The organism is Marinomonas sp. 15G6-16 (assembly GCF_055809555.1).
This window is the reverse complement of sequence record NZ_CM147916.1, coordinates 2672867-2690627: the sequence shown is the minus strand read 5'-3', so window position 1 is coordinate 2690627 and position 17761 is coordinate 2672867. Positions and strand designations below refer to the sequence as shown.

The window sequence follows — 17761 nt, the reverse complement described above, 5'->3', positions numbered from 1 at the left end:
TCATTAAACAAAAGTAAATCCGTGAATACTACAAGGTGCCAATCGGCACTTCTAAACAATTCGTCGATTCCCTTGTTGGCTGACCAACCATTTCGTCATAAGCACTCTGATGTCGAAGCACCATAGCGCCCACTTGTTTATCCTTAAACAACTCCTGCAAATCTTGTTTGTTATGGCTCGTGAGGAACTTACCTTTACCATCCAAAAGAAACACTTCCTCACCATCCAACATCACAGACACCTGATACAAATTTGGCGCCAGTGAATGAATCACCACTTTCTCAAATGAAAGCACACTTTGAAGCTCTTTGACCTGCATCTTGACTCTCTCCTTTCTAAATTTAATCCCGATGCAGACTTTTACGTCAAAAATGCCAAAATGGTTCACGGATGGAAAACTTGCAGTGCATGACTACGATGAACTGCCGATTTACAGGAAATAAGTTATGACAACGGCAAGTATTAAAAAAGAACATACAAATGTTCTTTTAGGAGAAGTTCTACAGCCTTAACACCTCAATCATCCGATGCGTCAGCGGTCGGATGAATTGACTTGTTATGAGTTTTGTTGATTTTATCTATGATTCTTTGTGCTTGCTGAATGCCTTGCTGAGATATTTCAAAGAACTCCCAAGTATCTCTTAAGCATAGAGCCATCAAATTCATAGCTTGCTCAAAATATTCTATGGTTTTATCGTCATTAGAAATTGTTCCAAGATAAGCATTACTATCTTTGGTGTGAAATTCAATTAATGATGACAAGTTACCATGGCTATGCAGCGATAGGGCTTTGTAATAACCATTAAATAAGTCAGACAACCCGGCTTTACTAAAACGCTTATTAACCGGCAAGTACTTTCCAATTGACTTGTAATGCTCACCCCTTTCTGTGTCTACACCTTTGCTAACTTCATGTAGTTGCCAATAAAAAGATTTTGTTAGCTGCTCCCAATGTGTAGGATCTTTAATGCATGAATTTAAATCTGCGTACGATTCCAGTGCTGTCCTTAGAATTAGAGGCGCACTTGAAATTCGATTTTGATTGAGAAGCAACACTGCATCTAGGCAAAGCTCACTGATTCGTGTTGCCAATATAAGAACGTATTTTTCTTGGAGCGTGCTGTACTCGAGCCCATCAAATTCAGACTCTCTTAGATTTAAAAGTATCACCCAATCTTCAACAGTACTCATGTTCTCCCGAACTCATAACATTTTAATAGTGCGCATGCGCGTTTACACATTTAAAAAGCTCTCTGAATATCTCTACAACTAACTGAGTTTTCAGTGTTTTACAAAGCCATCCACAAAATTTAAAACTGGCTAAACGAGCGTGCGAGTTATTCCATCTCTTTATTAGATCTCAGTGCTAGAGATCCTTATACATTGATACTAAAAGACTATTTATTTATCTACCAGTATAAACACGCAAATCCATGGTTATTTTTTAAACAAACGAGCAAAGAATTAGTTAAACCAATAATAAAACAAGTTGTCGCACTGAAGTGCGACCTACTATTGAGGTTGACGAAGCGAGGCATTTGAAAAATGGCATCAATAATACAAGAGATTCGTGTTTGTCGAACTAAAGTTCGACCTACTTGAGGATATGCTTGCTATTTCTTTTTAAGCAATGGAAGGCGTTCCGATGGTTCCCATTCAACTTTGCCTTGCCAGTCAGGATGTGCCCAAAGGTCGCCGATTGCGACGAGTTCGTTGTGTTGATAAATATAAGGTAGGTGTTCTCGCCACCAGCTGGGAATTCCTTGGTCATTTAGCCATTTTTTTAGGGAACGTGTTTTGCCATTTGGAAGAATGAGGTTCACGCCATGAGGGCGAGTTCTGAGTTCACAGTCTGTGGTGCCATGAACGGTGACAAGATCAAACGCTCGAACGAGTTTTTGCCCTTCTTGTAATTTTCCCAATACGACGGTTTGATCCAAAGGCAAAAGATACAAGCGGTTCTGATGGCGCAGTAATCTATGTTTTGCTAGCTGCATTTCAGGCTGTTTATCTTCTGCACTGAAGAAGGTCGCATCTAGGTTTTTCAATTGAGCGTGAGGCACAGAGATATCGGATTGCGCTAGAAACTCTCGTAACCAAAACTGTCTTTCTTCGGCCGGTAAGTCTGCAATGTCATGTAAGGCAAGGCCGCCAAACTCATCACACCATAAAGCTAATTGGCGCTGAGCAAACCGGCTCAAGATGGCATAATCCGTTTCTACACGCTTGGCCGTAGAGACGATATTGGATTCCATATTAGGAAAACGTTGTTGAGCCTTTGGCACCAAGCTGTGTCTGATAAAATTACGGGAGAAGCTCTCATCCACATTGGATTCATCAAGAATCCATTGTAATTCATGATGCTTGGCATAATGTTCTATATAAACTTTTGAAAGCGATAAAAATGGACGAAGTAAACGCGCTTCTTGCTGACCAATAGAGCGTTGCTCAGGAATGCCAGATAACCCTTTTCCACCTGTACCACGCAATAAACGAAACAAGACGGTTTCCACTTGATCGCCCGCATGGTGGGCTAAAAGCAACACATCATTGGCTGACATAACACTTTCAAAGACTTGATAACGAGCATTACGGGCAGCATCTTCTAGCGAAGCTTGAGCTTCCAACTGGACTCGCTGAGCAACAAAGCGTACCCCTAACTGCTGGCAGACCGCTTCACAATGAACCAACCAGTCGTCCGCATTATCGCTCAATCCATGATGAATATGGACAGCCGCCAATTTCTTTCTTTGTGAACTAGAAAGCTGCGCTACAACCGCATGCAATAAGACATGAGAATCAACACCACCACTAAAGCCAACCCAAACCGTTTCTGCTTCAGAAAACACGCAGTCCAACCACGCTTGATTAAGACAAAGCGGAGACGAAGAATGAATCGGGTTAAGTAGCATCTGTTTCATCATAACTCTTAAAAAAAGCAATCATGTGTTCTCAAAAACAAAAAAGCCCCCTGAAATAGGAGGCTTTTCTAACTAATAAGAAATTATAAGCCGTAAGACATCAAACGGTTATAACGACGAGCCATCAGCTCTTCTGTCGTTAATGCTTCCATTCGATCTAGTGCCGCTAAAATATTTTCTTTCAAGCTGTGTGCAATCTGCTCATGAGCAATGTGTGCACCACCTAATGGTTCAGGAACAATAGTGTCCACAAGACCTAATTCTTGAAGGCGCTGTGCCGTGATGCCCATCGCTTTAGCTGCGTCAGACGCTCGATCAGCACTCTTCCAAAGGATAGAAGCACAACCTTCAGGAGAAATAACAGAGTAAGTGCCGTATTGAAGCATCATCAGCTCGTCACAAACACCAATTGCCAATGCACCACCAGAACCACCTTCACCGATAACAGTAGAGATAATTGGTGTTTTCAAGCGAGACATAACCGCTAAGTTGTAAGCAATAGCTTCACTTTGACCACGCTCTTCTGCACCGATACCTGGATACGCCCCAGGTGTGTCGATTAAAGTCACAATCGGCAAACCAAAGCGCTCTGCAGTTTCCATTAAGCGCAATGCCTTACGGTAACCTTCTGGACGAGGCATACCAAAATTACGTAAAACTTTTTCTTTTACTTCACGACCTTTCTGGTGACCAATAACCATCACAGAACGACCATCTAAACGAGCGATACCACCAACAATTGCGCGGTCATCGGCATAATGGCGATCGCCATGCATTTCTTCAAAATCTGTGAATGCGTGCTTGATGTAGTCCAAAGTGTAAGGACGTTTTGGATGACGTGCTAACTGAGAAACTTCCCACGCCCCTAGATTGCTAAACAAGCTTTTTGTTAATGCTATCTTTTTATCTTCAAGACGACTGATTTCATCGCTGATATTAAGTTCGTTGTCGTTACCGACTAAACGCAACTCTTCAATTTTTTGTTCAAGTTCAGCAATAGGTTGTTCAAAAGGGAGATAATTTAAATTCATGTTTAATTACACTGTTGTTTGGTTGCCATCAAATTCAAAACAAAAGGCTTATTGCCACTCGTTCATTGTGTTAATAATTAAATGCGACTAAGTATACACTAACTGAACGTTTTGTTTACCGTATTGTTTCTGAAGTTGGTGAATTAATTCGTCATCTGGACGAACTTTCCACTCATTTCCTAAACGAATATCGCCACAAGCCTGCGGCGTATCAAACCCTATCACTACGTCACAACCATCCCCACGGAATGATGACATGTAGTTTGCGAGTGTTTGTATCTCTGTTGGTGTTACCGTCTCAGACGTCCAAGTAATTCGCAATGCCTCAACATAACGGATTCTGGCTTGAGCAATATCAAGAACATTTCGGGCGATAACCTTTTGTCCACCTCGAAACTCATCAACGGAAATTTCGCCTTCCACCACAACCACTTCATCTTTAACAATAACGTCTTTAAAGGTGTCGTAATTATCAGGGAAAACGGTCACTTCAATTCGAGCAGAGCGATCATCTAATGTAACGAAGGCGATGTTACCACCTTTTTTACTTTTGGTAATACGTAAGTCAACAATCAAGCCCGCCATGATTTGCGTATCACCACGCTTTGGCTGTAAGTCGACAATTTTAGAGCGCACAAAACGACGAATTTCTTTTTCGTATTCGTCAATTGGGTGCCCTGTTACATACAAGCCTAACGTGTCTTTTTCACCGTCTAAGCGTTGTCGCGGAGGCCATTCATGCTGAATACCAATGTCTCGGTAAGCATCTTCAGTGCTTTCTTCAACCGCCACACCGAATAAATCCATCATGCCGGCGTCTTGGTTTTTGGCATCTTGAACAGCACGTTTTAATGCTTCATCAATGCTCGCAAATAAGGTTGCTCGGTTTGGACCAATGGTGTCAAAAGCTCCTGAACGAACAAGCGCTTCCATGACACGTTTATTAATTTTTCGCCCAACTCGTTGGCAGAAATCAAAAATATGTTCAAAAGGCCCCTCTTTACGAGCCTCAACAATAGCTTCGATCGGCCCTTCACCAACGCCTTTGATTGCACCTAAACCATAAACAATCGCGCCTTGCGGATTAACGGTAAACTTGTACACAGATTCGTTAACATTCGGCAGCTCTAATACCAATTTCATTGAACGACATTCTTCAATGAAGATAACGATTTTATCTGTGTTCTGCATATCCGCCGATAATACCGCGGCCATGAAAGGAGCAGGATAATGATTCTTTAACCAAGCTGTTTGATAAGAAACCAAGGCGTAAGCGGCTGAGTGAGATTTGTTAAAACCATAGCCCGCGAACTTCTCCATCAGGTCAAATATGTTACCGGACAGATCTTTGTCTATGTTGTTTTTAAGCGCCCCTTCCATAAAGATTTGACGCTGTTCCGCCATAACTTCAGGCTTTTTCTTACCCATGGCTCGACGTAGTAAATCGGCGCCACCTAGGGAAAACTTCGCCAAGACCTGAGCAATCTGCATTACCTGTTCTTGATACAGGATAATCCCGTAGGTCGGCTCCAAAACTGGAATCAGGTCATCGTGTTGATAATCTGGATGCGGGAAAGCCAACTCTGCTCTACCGTGCTTACGGTTGATAAAGTCGTCCACCATGCCTGAGCCCAAAGGTCCCGGACGATACAAGGCCACCAAGGCGATAATATCCTCAAATCGAGATGGCAAAAGCTTCTTGATCAGTTCTTTCATACCACGGGATTCCAGCTGGAATACCGCGGTTGTCTCTGCTCGCTTCAAAAGGTCGTAGGTGGATTTATCTTCTAGATCAATCAAAGCGATGTCTAGCGGAGGCTTGCCTTCTAATGCGTTGATGGTGTCAATGTTCTTAACAGCCCAATCAACGACTGTCAGCGTTTTCAGACCCAAGAAGTCAAACTTAACCAGCCCAGCTTCTTCTACATCATTTTTATCGTATTGCGTCACCAGCCCTGATCCGTCTTCTTCACAATACAAAGGCGCAAAATCAATGAGCTTGGTTGGAGCAATAACCACACCACCAGCGTGCTTACCAAAGTTACGCACCACACCCTCTAAAGACATGGCCATTTCCATGACTTCTGCTGCATCTTCATCGCCAGAAATAAATTCTGGCAATGCTGGCTCTTCTTCCAATGCTTTTTTCAGCGTCATACCTATTTCAAAAGGAATCAGCTTAGACAATTTATCGCCAAGGCTATAAGGCTTACCTTGTACACGAGCAACGTCTCGCACCACGGCTTTCGCTGCCATGGCACCAAAAGTAATAATCTGTGAAACCGCATCTCGACCATAAGTTCGAGACACATAATCGATCACTCGGTCTCGGTTATCCATGCAGAAGTCGATATCGAAATCCGGCATCGAAACACGTTCAGGGTTCAGGAATCGTTCAAATAGAAGATCGTATTCCAATGGGTCCAAATCCGTGATCTTAAGCGCATAAGCCACCAATGAACCCGCACCCGACCCTCGACCCGGCCCAACAGGAATGCCGTTGTCTTTCGACCATTTAATGAAGTCCATTACGATCAAGAAGTAACCAGGGAATCCCATTTGGTTAATAATGGTTAATTCAAAATCCAAACGATCCCAATACTCTTGGCGGCGTTTTTCTATTCTCTCACCGTATTTTTTGGTCAGAAAATCAAAGCGTTCTTGGAGTCCATCGTAAGAAAGTTTGCTAAAGAACTCTTCCATTGTCATACCCTCAGGAACGGGGTAATCAGGCAAGAAATACTCTCCAAGCAAAACATCGACGCTACAGCGTTTGGCGATCTCTACCGTATTTTCAATGGCTTCTGGAATATCTTCAAACAGTGCAGCCATTTCTTCCGGCGTTTTAAAGTATTGCTCTTCTGAATAGCGACGTTTACGGCGTGGATCATCCAATGTCACACCATCGTGAATACACACTCGTGCTTCATGGGCTTCAAAGTTTTCGCGCTTTAGAAATCTCACGTCATTGGTTGCAACAACAGGGCAATCTAATTCGGCTGCCAAGGGTATTACGTCATGAATATAGTTTTCTTCGCCGGCACGGCTCGTTCGCTGTAACTCAATATAAAAGCGATCTGGAAAGACAGACATCCAATGCACCAAACGTTGCTTGGCTTGCTCTTGACCACCTTTTTTTAACAAGATACCTATGTCACCAAAACCAGCGCCAGATAGCGCGATCACATCCTCACTGCAACCTTCAATCCATTCACGGCGAACAATAGGACGCCCTTCCGATTGACCTAATTGATAGCCTTTAGAAATGACATCTATGATGTTTTTGTAGCCTTTATTTGACATTGCCAACAAGGTAAGACGATAACGACTGTCTGTTTCCTCGTCCTCTTCCACAACGACATCTGCGCCGCAAATGGGCTTAATCCCTTTGTCCATTGCCCCTTTATAAAAGCGGACAAAACCACAAAGGTTATTTTCATCGGTAATTGCAACCGCAGGCATGGACATCGCTTCTGTCGTGCCTAACAAGCCTTTGATTTTGACCAAGCCATCAACCAAGGAAAACTCAGTATGAACTCGTAAATGTACAAACGATGCAGACAAAATATTATCCTTCAAGAATCTTTTTTACTGGGCCAAAACTGCGTCTATGAATCGGTGTAATACCATGCAAACGGATTGCTTCTAAATGCAAAGCCGTTGGGTAACCTTTGTGTTTTTCAAAACCGTATTCTGGGTAGGTCTTCGCTAGTTCGACAATTGACCTATCACGGGTCACTTTAGCTAAGATCGACGCAGCAGAAATAGCGGCTTGTCGAGCGTCCCCTTTGACAACTGCTTCAGCAGTACAAGGTAAATTAGGAGGAAGACGGTTTCCATCCACCAGCACATGTTCAGGAGACACAGGTAACAAAGCAACAGAACGAGACATAGCTAACATACTTGCGTGAAGAATATTTAACTCGTCTATCTCTTCAATACTGGCACTGGCGATAGCATAGGCTAGGGCTTTTTCTTGAATCTCATCAAATAAAGCTTCGCGCTTTTTTTCACTTAACTTTTTGGAATCCGCCAAACCAGCAATAGGGTTATTTGGGTCTAAAATCACAGCGGCAGCAACAACTTCACCCGCGAGCGGCCCTCGTCCAGCTTCATCTGTGCCAGCGACCAAGTCACCAAAGTACATTTGACTCACAAAAGGCTCTATCATCTATTCTTTTCATCCAACATAGCAATAATGGCTTTCGCGCCAGTCTCGCCTGCATTTTTACGGAGCATTTGATGCAAAGCTAAATATTTAGCCTGTATCGCTTCATCTGTTTTAAACGTTTTCCATGTTTCCAACAAGGATGCAGCGAGATTCTCTGGCGAAGCATTTTCTTGAAGCAGCTCTGGAACCAAAGCTTCATTAGCCAATAAATTTGGCAGAGAAACATAAGGCACCTTAATCATTCTAGACAAAATAAAATAGGTCAGCTTATTTACTCTGTAAGACACCACCATTGGTCGCTTCACTAACATAGCTTCCAAAGCTGCGGTTCCTGACGCCAATAAAATGGCATCCGATGCGGCCATTACAGTACGAGATTGACCATCAATTAGAATCGCATCCGTATTTGCTTGTTGAAGAATCTCGGTAATCTGCTGACGGCGCTCTGCATTGGCGGCAGGAATAAGAAATACCGCATCCGGCTGTTTTTCTTTGATTTGTTTGATCGTATCAATAAACAAAGGCGCCAAGCGAGACACTTCACCTTCTCTAGAACCTGGCAAGACGGCAAAAACAGGAGCCTCTCCCACATCAACACCAAGCGTTTTTCTAGCGATATCCGCATCACTAACCAACGGTATCTCATCGGCTAAGGTGTGTCCGACACAAGTTACAGGAATATCATGTTGATGATAAATTGGCAGCTCAAACGGGAACAAAGCCAATATTAAATCAACTGATTTTTTAATACCAAAAATACGCTTCTGACGCCAAGCCCAAACAGATGGACTGACATAATGAACTGTTGGAATACCTTGTAATTTAAGCTTTTTCGCCAGCGGCAAATTAAAATCTGGAGAGTCTATTCCAATGAAGGCTGTCGGAGGATTGTTAATACAACGGTTATATAAATCTTTACGGATACCTAAAAGCTCTCGTAAACGACCAAGAACCTCAACCAACCCCATAACAGATAAACGATCCATAGGCACTATGCTATTTAATCCCTGGGCTTGCATTAAAGGGCCGCCAATGCCTTCAAAAATCGCGTCAGGTTGCAATGCTTTTAGATGGGCAATGAGGTTAGCACCTAATATATCGCCTGACGCTTCACCAGCGACTAAAACATAGCGAGTTGTCGAAGATGTCATTTGTATAACCTCTAATAATAAAAAACCCCGAAACAGTCCGGGGTTTTCTTTGAGAAAATCACCTGTTACCTAACTATTCCACGCTTAGATTGGCGAATAGAGGAAATGAAATTCATCACTTCAGGTATTTGAGAAAACTCACCCTGCTCAAGGCTTTCTAATGCTATTTCTAGTGTTAGACCTTTTAGATAAACCGTTTTGTAAGCCATCTTTAAAGCACGAATAACTTCTTTTGGAACACCTCGACGGCGCATACCTTCAAAATTCATTCCATGTGCTTTTGCAGGATCACCGGAAACCATAACGTAACAAGGAATATCCTTCACTACCATTGAACCCATACCACACATACTGTAGGAGTTCACCTGACAAAACTGATGAACGCCAGTGTAACCACCTAAAATAGTGTTATCGCCTACATGAACATGACCAGCTAAAGCGGCAAAGTTGGCCATAATATTGTTGTTACCAACAATACAATCATGACCAACATGAGTGCTCGCCATAAACAAGTTATTATCACCAATTTGAGTCAGGCTGTTGTCTTGAATCGTACCTCGGTGAAGAGTGGCATTCTCACGAATGACATTTCCATCGCCAATAATTAATTGCGTTGGCTCACCTTTGTACTTTTTATCCTGATTCGCTTCACCAACAGAAGCGAATTGATAAATCTCATTATTACATCCAATTGTAGTATGGCCATTTATAACAACATGCGATTTAACGACTGTGCCAGCACCGATTTTAACGTCTGGACCGATCACGCAGAATGGACCGATCTCTACACTAGAATCAATCTCTGCTTTCGAATCAATTAAACTCGTTGGATGTATTGCCACTATACCCTACCTGTCTGCACACATAATCGTCGATGAACATACAAGCTCACCTTCAACCGTCGCTTTACACTCAAACTTCCAAATACCACGTTTTTCAGTCAAAATTTTTGCTTCAAGCTGAACACGGTCACCTGGCACAACTGGACGCTTAAAACGTGTTTTATCCGATCCTACAAAGTAATACATAGAACCATCTTCTGGCTTTTTATCCATAGTTTTAAAACCAAGGATTCCAGCCGCTTGCGCCATTGCTTCAATGATCAATACGCCTGGCATGACTGGGTCGTCTGGAAAATGTCCATTAAAAAATGGCTCATTTACCGTTACATTTTTATAAGCAACAATGGACTCATTTAAATTTAATTCAACGACACGATCTACCAATAAAAACGGATACCTGTGAGGTAAGTATTGGCGGATTTCTTTCACGTCCATCATTTATTTATCAACCTTTTCTAAAAGCTTATTAACTTGTTGTTTCAATTGTAAAAACTGCTTTGCCATTTCATCAATTCGTCTGACTCTGGCTACTGTTCTACGCCATTTAGCTGTTGGCTCCATCCCCATACCAGATGAATATGATCCTTCATCATCAATAGAATTACTTATCATACTCATACCAGTAATGTGTACGCGATCCACAATCGTTAAATGACCTGCGATACAAACACCACCAGAGATAGTACAAGAGGAACCAATTTTTGTGCTGCCAGCAATCGCTGTGCTTGCCGCAATCGCCGTATTATCACCAATTACGACGTTATGAGCAATTTGAACTTGATTATCTATTTTGACGCCGTGGCCAATTTGAGTATTTTCAATTGCACCACGGTCAATGGTTGTACTTGCGCCCACTTCTACATTGTTACCAATATTCACCGCGCCCAACTGATCAATCTTTTCCCAACCAATTTGAGTAGGAGCAAAACCAAAGCCATCCGCACCAATAATTGATCCACTATGAAAAATGCAAGATTCCCCGATAACGACATCATGATAAAGAGTAACATTGGGGTATAAACGAGTACCTTTGCCTATTTTGGCTCCTCTACTGACAACACAGCCAGCACCAATAATACAGTCATCAGCAATCACTACATCATCATCGATTGATGCATTTGGACCAATGACAACATTTTTACCGATTTTCGCATTGGCTGAGATAACAGCACTATTATGAACACCAGACCAACCTTGGGTAATTGGTGCGAATAAGTGAGAAAGCTGAGCAAACGCTAAATAAGGGTTAGAAACAACTATTGCGTTTTCTACTAACTGGGCAAGCTCTTCACTTTTCACAAGAACAGCACCAGCAGAAGTTGAAGCTAATTGGCTTTGATACTTAGGGTTCGCTAAAAAACTTAACTCTTTATGAGTCGCATTTTCTAATGTTCCCAATTTATCAACAACAAGGTTAGCGTCTCCTTTAACAACACCTTGAACCTTATTAGCCAGCTGCTCTAGCGTATACCCCATAGATTAATTGTCCCTATTTATACGTTCTACTAATTCGTTTGTAATGTCAGCGTCTTGGTCTGCATACAAACTTAACTGTCTATTCAACACTAAATTTAGACCACGCTCTTCTATCAAAGATTTTAGTGCTGCTTCAGCTTTTGGCGTTAAAGATTGAACCAATTGCTGCTCTAATTCTTTTGCCTGACGCTGCATGTTTGCGGCCATAGCGCGCAGTTTATTTTGTTGCTCTGCAAGAGCTTGTCTACGTTTATCAAACTCTTCTTTCGAAAGCGTTAGTTCATCACGTTTTAGCTCTTGAGCAGATGTTTCAAGTGCTGATTGCTCTTGCTTCAAACGCGCGTCCATCTCTGCAACTTTCTGCTTTGGCTCTTCAGCCGCTTTTTGCCCCATATTACTTTGTAATACAGCGGCTCTAAAGTCGACCACAGCCACTTCAGTGGCATATAGGTTAGCGGCAAAAAACACACTAACTAAAATACTTATTACATGTTTCATGTTTATCTTCCTAAATTATAGATTAAAAAGTTGTACCTAAACGGAACTGAAAGAAGTCTGTGTCATCATCACTATCAGCATTTAATGCTCTAGCAATATTGAATGACAACGGCGCAATAGGCGTTATCCATGTCCAACTTAAACCGATGCTGTAGCGGAATTCATCAGCTGAAATACCTGCAGTACAGTTCTCACTCACGGAATAACAAGAATCCGTAAAGACATTACCGCCATCCAAGAAAAGTGCTGTACGAACAGATTTATGGTCTTCAACCATAGGCAGAGGGAAAATAATCTCCGCGGTACCTACCATCAAAATATTCCCACCCATAGCGTCGCTATCATTATCAGAGTCATCATCATAAGTATTCTGAGGACCTAATGAAGAAGAGCTATAGCCACGAACAGAGCCAATACCACCCGCATAATAATTCTCATAAAATGGCAAGTATTCGCTGTCCCCATAACCATTACCATAGCCAAAGCGTCCTTTAACATGGAACAACCATAGGTTGGAATTATCGATATTCCAATATTTCTCAGAAGTCACACCGACTTTATAGTATTGCTGATCACTTCCTGGTGTCGCCACTCGCAAGCTAACACTGGTTGCATAACCGTTTGTTGGCAAAATACCACCGATAAGGTCACTGTCTGAGTACACAGCAGATGCAATAAAGTCATTAAACTCGTTGCCATAAGTATCAACAAAATATTCAGATTCCAGTGACGGATCATCACTTAGATCAATACTGGTATTTTGGACTGCCGCACTAAATGTCACACTTTCAGTATCAGATATCGGGTAACCATAGCTAAGCTCTAACCCAGCCTTATCTAATTGATAGTCTTCAATATCATCAGAATCATAATCACTGGATTGATAATAAAGCTTTGTGCCTCGGCTCACGCCATCGACAGTAAAGTAAGGGTTATTGTAGGTAATCGAATACAAGGAGTAATCGCTTGAACGTGAAGCATTGAATGCTAAACGGTTACCGGTTCCCAAGAAATTTGATTTAGAAATACCAAAACCAAAAATGAAACCATCATCATCCGAGAAACCAATACTGGCATTAATACTTCCCGATGGTTGCTCTTGCACAACCACTTCAATATCAACTAAATCAGTTGTACCTGGAACTGGACGCGTTCTCAAATTAACACTACCAAAGAAACCTAACCGCTCAATACGGCGCTTGGAAGACTGTATTTTTGAGTGAACAGCCAACGCCCCCTCAAACTGCGTCATTTCCCTACGCAATACTTCATCTTGTGTTTCGCTGTTACCGCTAAAGGTAATACGACGCACGTAGACTTTCGGCCCAGGCGTAATTTGATAACTGAGGTTAACGGTATGATCATCACGTTTATCAGGAATAACGTTTACATTCGTAAAGAGGTAACCATTGTTGCCAAGTTCTGTAGAAATATCTTCAATGATCTTGGTCACTTCACTACGGGAAAACGCATCCCCTTTTTTATGGGAAATGTGCTTCCATACATTGTCTTCTGAAATAGGTAGACTACCGCTTAAAGACAGCTCGTTGACGAAATAAGGTTCGCCTTCATCGACGTTAATCACAATGTATACGTCGCGTTTATCCGCGGACAAACTTACCTGACTAGAAACCACCTCAAAATCTAAATAACCTTTATCTAAGTAAAAACTTTTTAAGGTATTTATGTCGCCTTCGATTTTAGCTTTCGCGTATTCATCGGCAGAGCTGAAGGGGTTCCAGTAACCGGTTTCTCTTGCTTCAAAATCTTTCGTCAACTCTTCATCATCAAAGGCTTTGTTGCCAACAATATTGATGTGAACAATCTTAGCGGTCTCACCTTCATCAATATTGATCAAGATTCCGGTACGATTACGAGGCATTTCTTCAACGGATATATCCACTTTGGCACTGTAACGACCAAGGGCATAATATTGACGCTGCAATTCTTGCGCGATTTGATTTAGTGTTTCGGGCTTATAGATTTCACCAATTTCAAGACCTGATAACTTAAGCCCTCGTTCTAGGTCTTCAGTATTAATCAGATCATTTCCCTCTATGGTTAAATTACCAATAGAAGGACGTTCAACGACATCAAAAACTAATATGTCATTTTCTTCATAAACATTAATGTCACTAAAATAGCCTGTATTAAAAAGAGAACTGATCGCCTGATACACTTTATCAGAGTCATAAGACTTCTCTTCGTCAAACCCAATTACATCAAATGCTCTAGCGGATGGCATTTGTACTAAACCATCGATGCGAACATCCTCGACGGCTTTTGCAACACTCTGCACGCTTATTAAAGCCAAAAATACTGCTGAAACGACTTTCACATATACCTCTCTACAAGCGGGCAATATCATTAAAAATGGCAATTGCCATCATAGAAAATAAAAGAGAAGCGCCGACACGATATGCCACATTCTGGATCTTTTCAGAAACAGGTTTACGACGGATCGCTTCAATACCAAAAAACAACAAATGCCCACCATCTAACATTGGAATGGGCAGTAAATTAAGCACCCCTAAACTAACACTGAGGTAAGCCATAAATTTTAAAAAAGATTGCAAACCAGAATCTGCAGACGCACTCGCTACTTTTGCAATCGTTATCGGTCCAGACAAGTTATCAACCGATATCAGTCCTTGTAACATTTTCCCAACAGAGGAAACCGTCAAAGATACCATCTTAGAGGTTTGTGCAACACCATAAAAAACCGAATCCACAATTCCATAATGACGTTCCCTGATAAGACTTTCATCCCATTCAGGTGGTACAACAGCCAACCCTGCATACCCAACAAGCTCACCATTTCGTTCTGTTGACTTAGGCAAGAGCAGCAATTCTTTAGAATTACCTTCTCGTTGTACCGTTACTAGCAGTTCCTTATTTGGATTTGCTTGAACCAAAGCAACAACTTGATCCCAACTTGAAATCGAATCGCCACCTATTCCAACAATCGTATCGCCTGCTTCGAAGCCAGCGGAATAAGCCGCGCCATTTTCAACAACTTGATCAATTACAGGAAGGACTTTTGGTTGCCATGACACAATCCCAAAAGCTCGTATCAGATTATTAGGTTCATCTCCGACTAACCACTGGTTTAGACGAACCTCCTCTTCTTGCTGAGAAAGCAAACCCTCTGCTTGGTAACGAACGATAATGGTTCTTGTTTGCCCAATCAAGCCCGCTAACGCTAAATTTACATCTTCCCAAGAATCCACCGCCTCACCAGCAATGGAAATCAGCTCGTCTTCCGCTTGAATACTCGTCTGAGCTAAAGGTGTATTTGGCTCAACACTGCCTACCTTGGGTGCAACAGATTGAATCCCCAACATAGCGACAATCGCGTAAATAAACGCTGCTAAAATAAAATTAGCAATCGGCCCAGCAGCAACGATAGCAATGCGCTGCCAAACCGTTTTATTATTAAAAGCTTGATTTCTTAAACCTTCAGGAACATTTCCTTCACGCTCATCAAGCATTCGGACAAATCCCCCAAGCGGTATCATAGCAAGTGTATATTCTGTTCCTGTTTTACCGACATGGCGATAAATAGGCTTACCAAATCCGACCGAGAAACGCAGCACCTTCACACCACATCGACGAGCAATAAAATAGTGGCCAAATTCATGAAAGGTAATCAGAACACCTAATGAAATAACAATAGAGAGGATATTTTGGATCATGAAACACTACCGTCAGAAATATACTTTTGAGCTAAAAAACGTGCTTGAGCATCGGCTTCAAAAACATCTTCAATTGCATCAATAGCAACAACATTCGTAGAAGAAAGCACCTTTTCATTAAAACGAGCAATATCAAGAAAAGAAATCTTTCGCTTCAGAAAAGCATCGACTGCGACTTCGTTCGCTGCATTTAAAGCCGCCATTGCAGAGCCACCAGCAAACCAAGCATCTGCTGCTAACTGTAAATTAGGAAAGCGAGTTAAATCAGGAGCTTCAAAGTTTAATCGGGCCACATCAACCAAATTCAAGGGATCAACTTGCGTCTCAATACGGTCAGGCCAAGTCATACCATAAGCAATTGGGATCTTCATATCTGGGTTGCCCATTTGCGCAATAACGGAACCGTCTCGATAAGACACCATAGAATGGATAATACTTTCAGGATGAACCACTACCTCAACATCATTCGGAGTAACGTCAAATAACCAACAGGCTTCGATAAGCTCAAGCCCTTTGTTCATAAGAGTTGCCGAGTCGATAGAGATCTTCTGTCCCATAGACCAATTTGGATGTTTACATGCCTGCTCAGGGGTGACAAAAGACATCTCATCCAAAGACCAAGTTCTAAAAGGTCCACCAGACGCAGTAAGAAGAATTTTAGATATGTCTTTTTTGTGGGCACCTTGGGGAGTTTGAGGCAAGCTTTGGTAGATCGCATTATGCTCACTATCGATAGGCAGAAGCACGACGTTATGACGCGTCACCTCATCCATAAACAACTTACCAGCTGTCACCAAAGACTCTTTATTTGCCAGCAAAGTTCGCTTACCTGCGCGAATCCCTGCCAAAGTCGGCTTGAGACCAGCAAATCCCATGATCGCAGCCATAACTTGATCGACGGCTGAATCGGAAGCAATACTATCCAAAGCATCACTTCCCCATTCAAATGAAGTTGACAAGCCCACACACAAAAGAGCCAATTCATCACGGGCTTTTTCCGTTCCCATAACGACTCTTTGTGGCTTAAAGCGATGACAAATCTCCGCCATTTTGGCCACACTTTCATTTGCTGATGCACTGATCAAGGAAAACTTATCAGGATGCTGAGCAATAATATCTAGTGTACTCTGACCTATTGAGCCAGTTGCACCTAGTAAACAAATACCCTGCATTAAAGCCATCCAGCCAAACTTAATAACAACACATAAATAGGCGCAGCTGCTGTCAAACTATCAACTCGGTCCATGACACCGCCATGTCCGGGGATCAAGCGACTTGAATCTTTCAAAGACTCGTGGCGCTTAAACAAACTTTCTGTCAAATCACCTAAAACTGAAACCGACGAAGTCAACAAAGCAATCAAAGCCAACACAAGCCACTGGGAAGCAATAAAGTCACTATAAAAAGCAAAGACCATCACACCCAACTGAGTTAAAACTAATCCGCCAATAACGCCTTCCCATGATTTGCCAGGACTAACAAACTTAGCCAACTTGCGTTTTCCAAATGCACGACCGGCAAAGTAAGCGCCAGAATCTGCTCCCCAAATTAATCCCATGAGAAGCAAAACCCACATTACAAAATCATCAGCTTGCCTTAGGACAACCAAAGCACACCAAGTAGTCAGTAAAACCAATACACCAAACAAAAGGCGACTATTGGTATGGCGCCATTGAAGTAAATCGGGATAGCGTACAACCCAATACAAGGCAAGCAACCACAAAAGAGGCGCTACATTTAGCAGCAAAGCCTGCGTATCAAATGTAAAAACAACAAAGCACAAGACACCAATTAATACAGCAAAAAGTACGCGACCAATTTGATTTACCACACCAGACAAACGAGCCCATTCCCAGCCCGCAAATAAAACCACACCAACCATGGAGATAATAAAGCTAGATTCTTGCAATATAAAAACAGCACAAACAAACAAAACAGCCATAACAATGGCACTTAAAACCCGTGGGAGTAACATG

Annotated in this window: 15 protein-coding genes; all 15 read right to left on the bottom strand. The window is 42.1% G+C overall.

The features are described from left to right. Positions 1–28: 28 nt before the first annotated feature. Positions 29–319, bottom strand: a complete 291-nt coding sequence (locus AC0L46_RS12880; RefSeq protein ID WP_473504108.1) for a DUF6482 family protein — start codon at positions 317–319, stop codon at positions 29–31. 197 nt (positions 320–516) lie between these two features. After that, positions 517–1191 (bottom strand): DUF5677 domain-containing protein, encoded by a 675-nt coding sequence (locus AC0L46_RS12875; protein WP_473504106.1) that lies wholly within the window; start codon positions 1189–1191, stop codon positions 517–519. Positions 1192–1613: 422 nt separating this feature from the next. Beyond that, positions 1614–2924, bottom strand: coding sequence for a tRNA lysidine(34) synthetase TilS (gene tilS / locus AC0L46_RS12870; RefSeq protein WP_473504104.1), 1311 nt, complete (start codon positions 2922–2924; stop codon positions 1614–1616). Positions 2925–3004: 80 nt separating this feature from the next. Then, complete coding sequence (accA, locus tag AC0L46_RS12865; protein WP_317003313.1) at positions 3005–3952, bottom strand: acetyl-CoA carboxylase carboxyl transferase subunit alpha; 948 nt, start codon at positions 3950–3952, stop codon at positions 3005–3007. A gap of 87 nt (positions 3953–4039) precedes the next feature. Further along, positions 4040–7516, bottom strand: coding sequence for a DNA polymerase III subunit alpha (gene dnaE / locus AC0L46_RS12860; RefSeq protein WP_473504102.1), 3477 nt, complete (start codon positions 7514–7516; stop codon positions 4040–4042). Between the two features lie 4 nt (positions 7517–7520). Next, positions 7521–8099 (bottom strand): ribonuclease HII, encoded by a 579-nt coding sequence (gene rnhB / locus AC0L46_RS12855; RefSeq protein ID WP_473507146.1) that lies wholly within the window; start codon positions 8097–8099, stop codon positions 7521–7523. Positions 8100–8119: 20 nt separating this feature from the next. Next, positions 8120–9274, bottom strand: coding sequence for a lipid-A-disaccharide synthase (lpxB, locus tag AC0L46_RS12850; RefSeq protein WP_473504100.1), 1155 nt, complete (start codon positions 9272–9274; stop codon positions 8120–8122). 65 nt (positions 9275–9339) lie between these two features. Further along, positions 9340–10116, bottom strand: a complete 777-nt coding sequence (gene lpxA / locus AC0L46_RS12845; RefSeq protein ID WP_473504098.1) for an acyl-ACP--UDP-N-acetylglucosamine O-acyltransferase — start codon at positions 10114–10116, stop codon at positions 9340–9342. Positions 10117–10122: 6 nt separating this feature from the next. Then, positions 10123–10554 (bottom strand): 3-hydroxyacyl-ACP dehydratase FabZ, encoded by a 432-nt coding sequence (fabZ, locus tag AC0L46_RS12840; protein ID WP_347982945.1) that lies wholly within the window; start codon positions 10552–10554, stop codon positions 10123–10125. Next, positions 10555–11592 carry a UDP-3-O-(3-hydroxymyristoyl)glucosamine N-acyltransferase gene (gene lpxD / locus AC0L46_RS12835; RefSeq protein WP_473504096.1) on the bottom strand — a complete coding sequence of 346 codons (1038 nt, stop codon included), beginning with the start codon at positions 11590–11592 and terminating at the stop codon, positions 10555–10557. 3 nt (positions 11593–11595) lie between these two features. Further along, entirely contained in the window at positions 11596–12090 is a 495-nt protein-coding gene (locus AC0L46_RS12830) for an OmpH/Skp family outer membrane protein (protein ID WP_473504094.1), read from the bottom strand. A 22-nt stretch (positions 12091–12112) separates the two neighbouring features. Beyond that, the gene (gene bamA, locus AC0L46_RS12825) at positions 12113–14428 is read right to left on the bottom strand and encodes an outer membrane protein assembly factor BamA (protein ID WP_473504092.1); all 2316 of its coding nucleotides are present in this window, start codon (positions 14426–14428) and stop codon (positions 12113–12115) included. 10 nt (positions 14429–14438) lie between these two features. Continuing rightward, entirely contained in the window at positions 14439–15785 is a 1347-nt protein-coding gene (rseP, locus tag AC0L46_RS12820) for an RIP metalloprotease RseP (protein ID WP_473504090.1), read from the bottom strand. Next, a complete protein-coding gene (ispC, locus tag AC0L46_RS12815) occupies positions 15782–16957 on the bottom strand; it encodes a 1-deoxy-D-xylulose-5-phosphate reductoisomerase (protein WP_473507144.1) in 1176 nt (391 codons plus the stop codon). The genes rseP and ispC overlap by 4 nt, the downstream gene beginning before the upstream one ends. Further along, positions 16957–17760: a phosphatidate cytidylyltransferase gene (locus AC0L46_RS12810; protein WP_473504088.1), complete on the bottom strand. Its 804-nt coding sequence runs from the start codon at positions 17758–17760 to the stop codon at positions 16957–16959. The genes ispC and AC0L46_RS12810 overlap by 1 nt, the downstream gene beginning before the upstream one ends. Position 17761: the final 1 nt, after the last annotated feature.

Excerpts from the sequence above, each read along its gene's own strand:
- tilS (WP_473504104.1), bottom strand. The coding sequence starts at position 2,924 with ATGATGAAACAGATGCTACTTAACCCGATTCATTCTTCGTCTCCGCTT.
- AC0L46_RS12810 (WP_473504088.1), bottom strand. The coding sequence starts at position 17,760 with ATGTTACTCCCACGGGTTTTAAGTGCCATTGTTATGGCTGTTTTGTTT.
- AC0L46_RS12880 (WP_473504108.1), bottom strand. The coding sequence starts at position 319 with ATGCAGGTCAAAGAGCTTCAAAGTGTGCTTTCATTTGAGAAAGTGGTG.
- lpxD (WP_473504096.1), bottom strand. The coding sequence starts at position 11,592 with ATGGGGTATACGCTAGAGCAGCTGGCTAATAAGGTTCAAGGTGTTGTT.
- AC0L46_RS12830 (WP_473504094.1), bottom strand. The coding sequence starts at position 12,090 with ATGAAACATGTAATAAGTATTTTAGTTAGTGTGTTTTTTGCCGCTAAC.
- AC0L46_RS12875 (WP_473504106.1), bottom strand. The coding sequence starts at position 1,191 with ATGAGTACTGTTGAAGATTGGGTGATACTTTTAAATCTAAGAGAGTCT.
- lpxB (WP_473504100.1), bottom strand. The coding sequence starts at position 9,274 with ATGACATCTTCGACAACTCGCTATGTTTTAGTCGCTGGTGAAGCGTCA.
- ispC (WP_473507144.1), bottom strand. The coding sequence starts at position 16,957 with ATGCAGGGTATTTGTTTACTAGGTGCAACTGGCTCAATAGGTCAGAGT.
- accA (WP_317003313.1), bottom strand. The coding sequence starts at position 3,952 with ATGAATTTAAATTATCTCCCTTTTGAACAACCTATTGCTGAACTTGAA.
- rseP (WP_473504090.1), bottom strand. The coding sequence starts at position 15,785 with ATGATCCAAAATATCCTCTCTATTGTTATTTCATTAGGTGTTCTGATT.
- fabZ (WP_347982945.1), bottom strand. The coding sequence starts at position 10,554 with ATGATGGACGTGAAAGAAATCCGCCAATACTTACCTCACAGGTATCCG.
- rnhB (WP_473507146.1), bottom strand. The coding sequence starts at position 8,099 with ATGTACTTTGGTGACTTGGTCGCTGGCACAGATGAAGCTGGACGAGGG.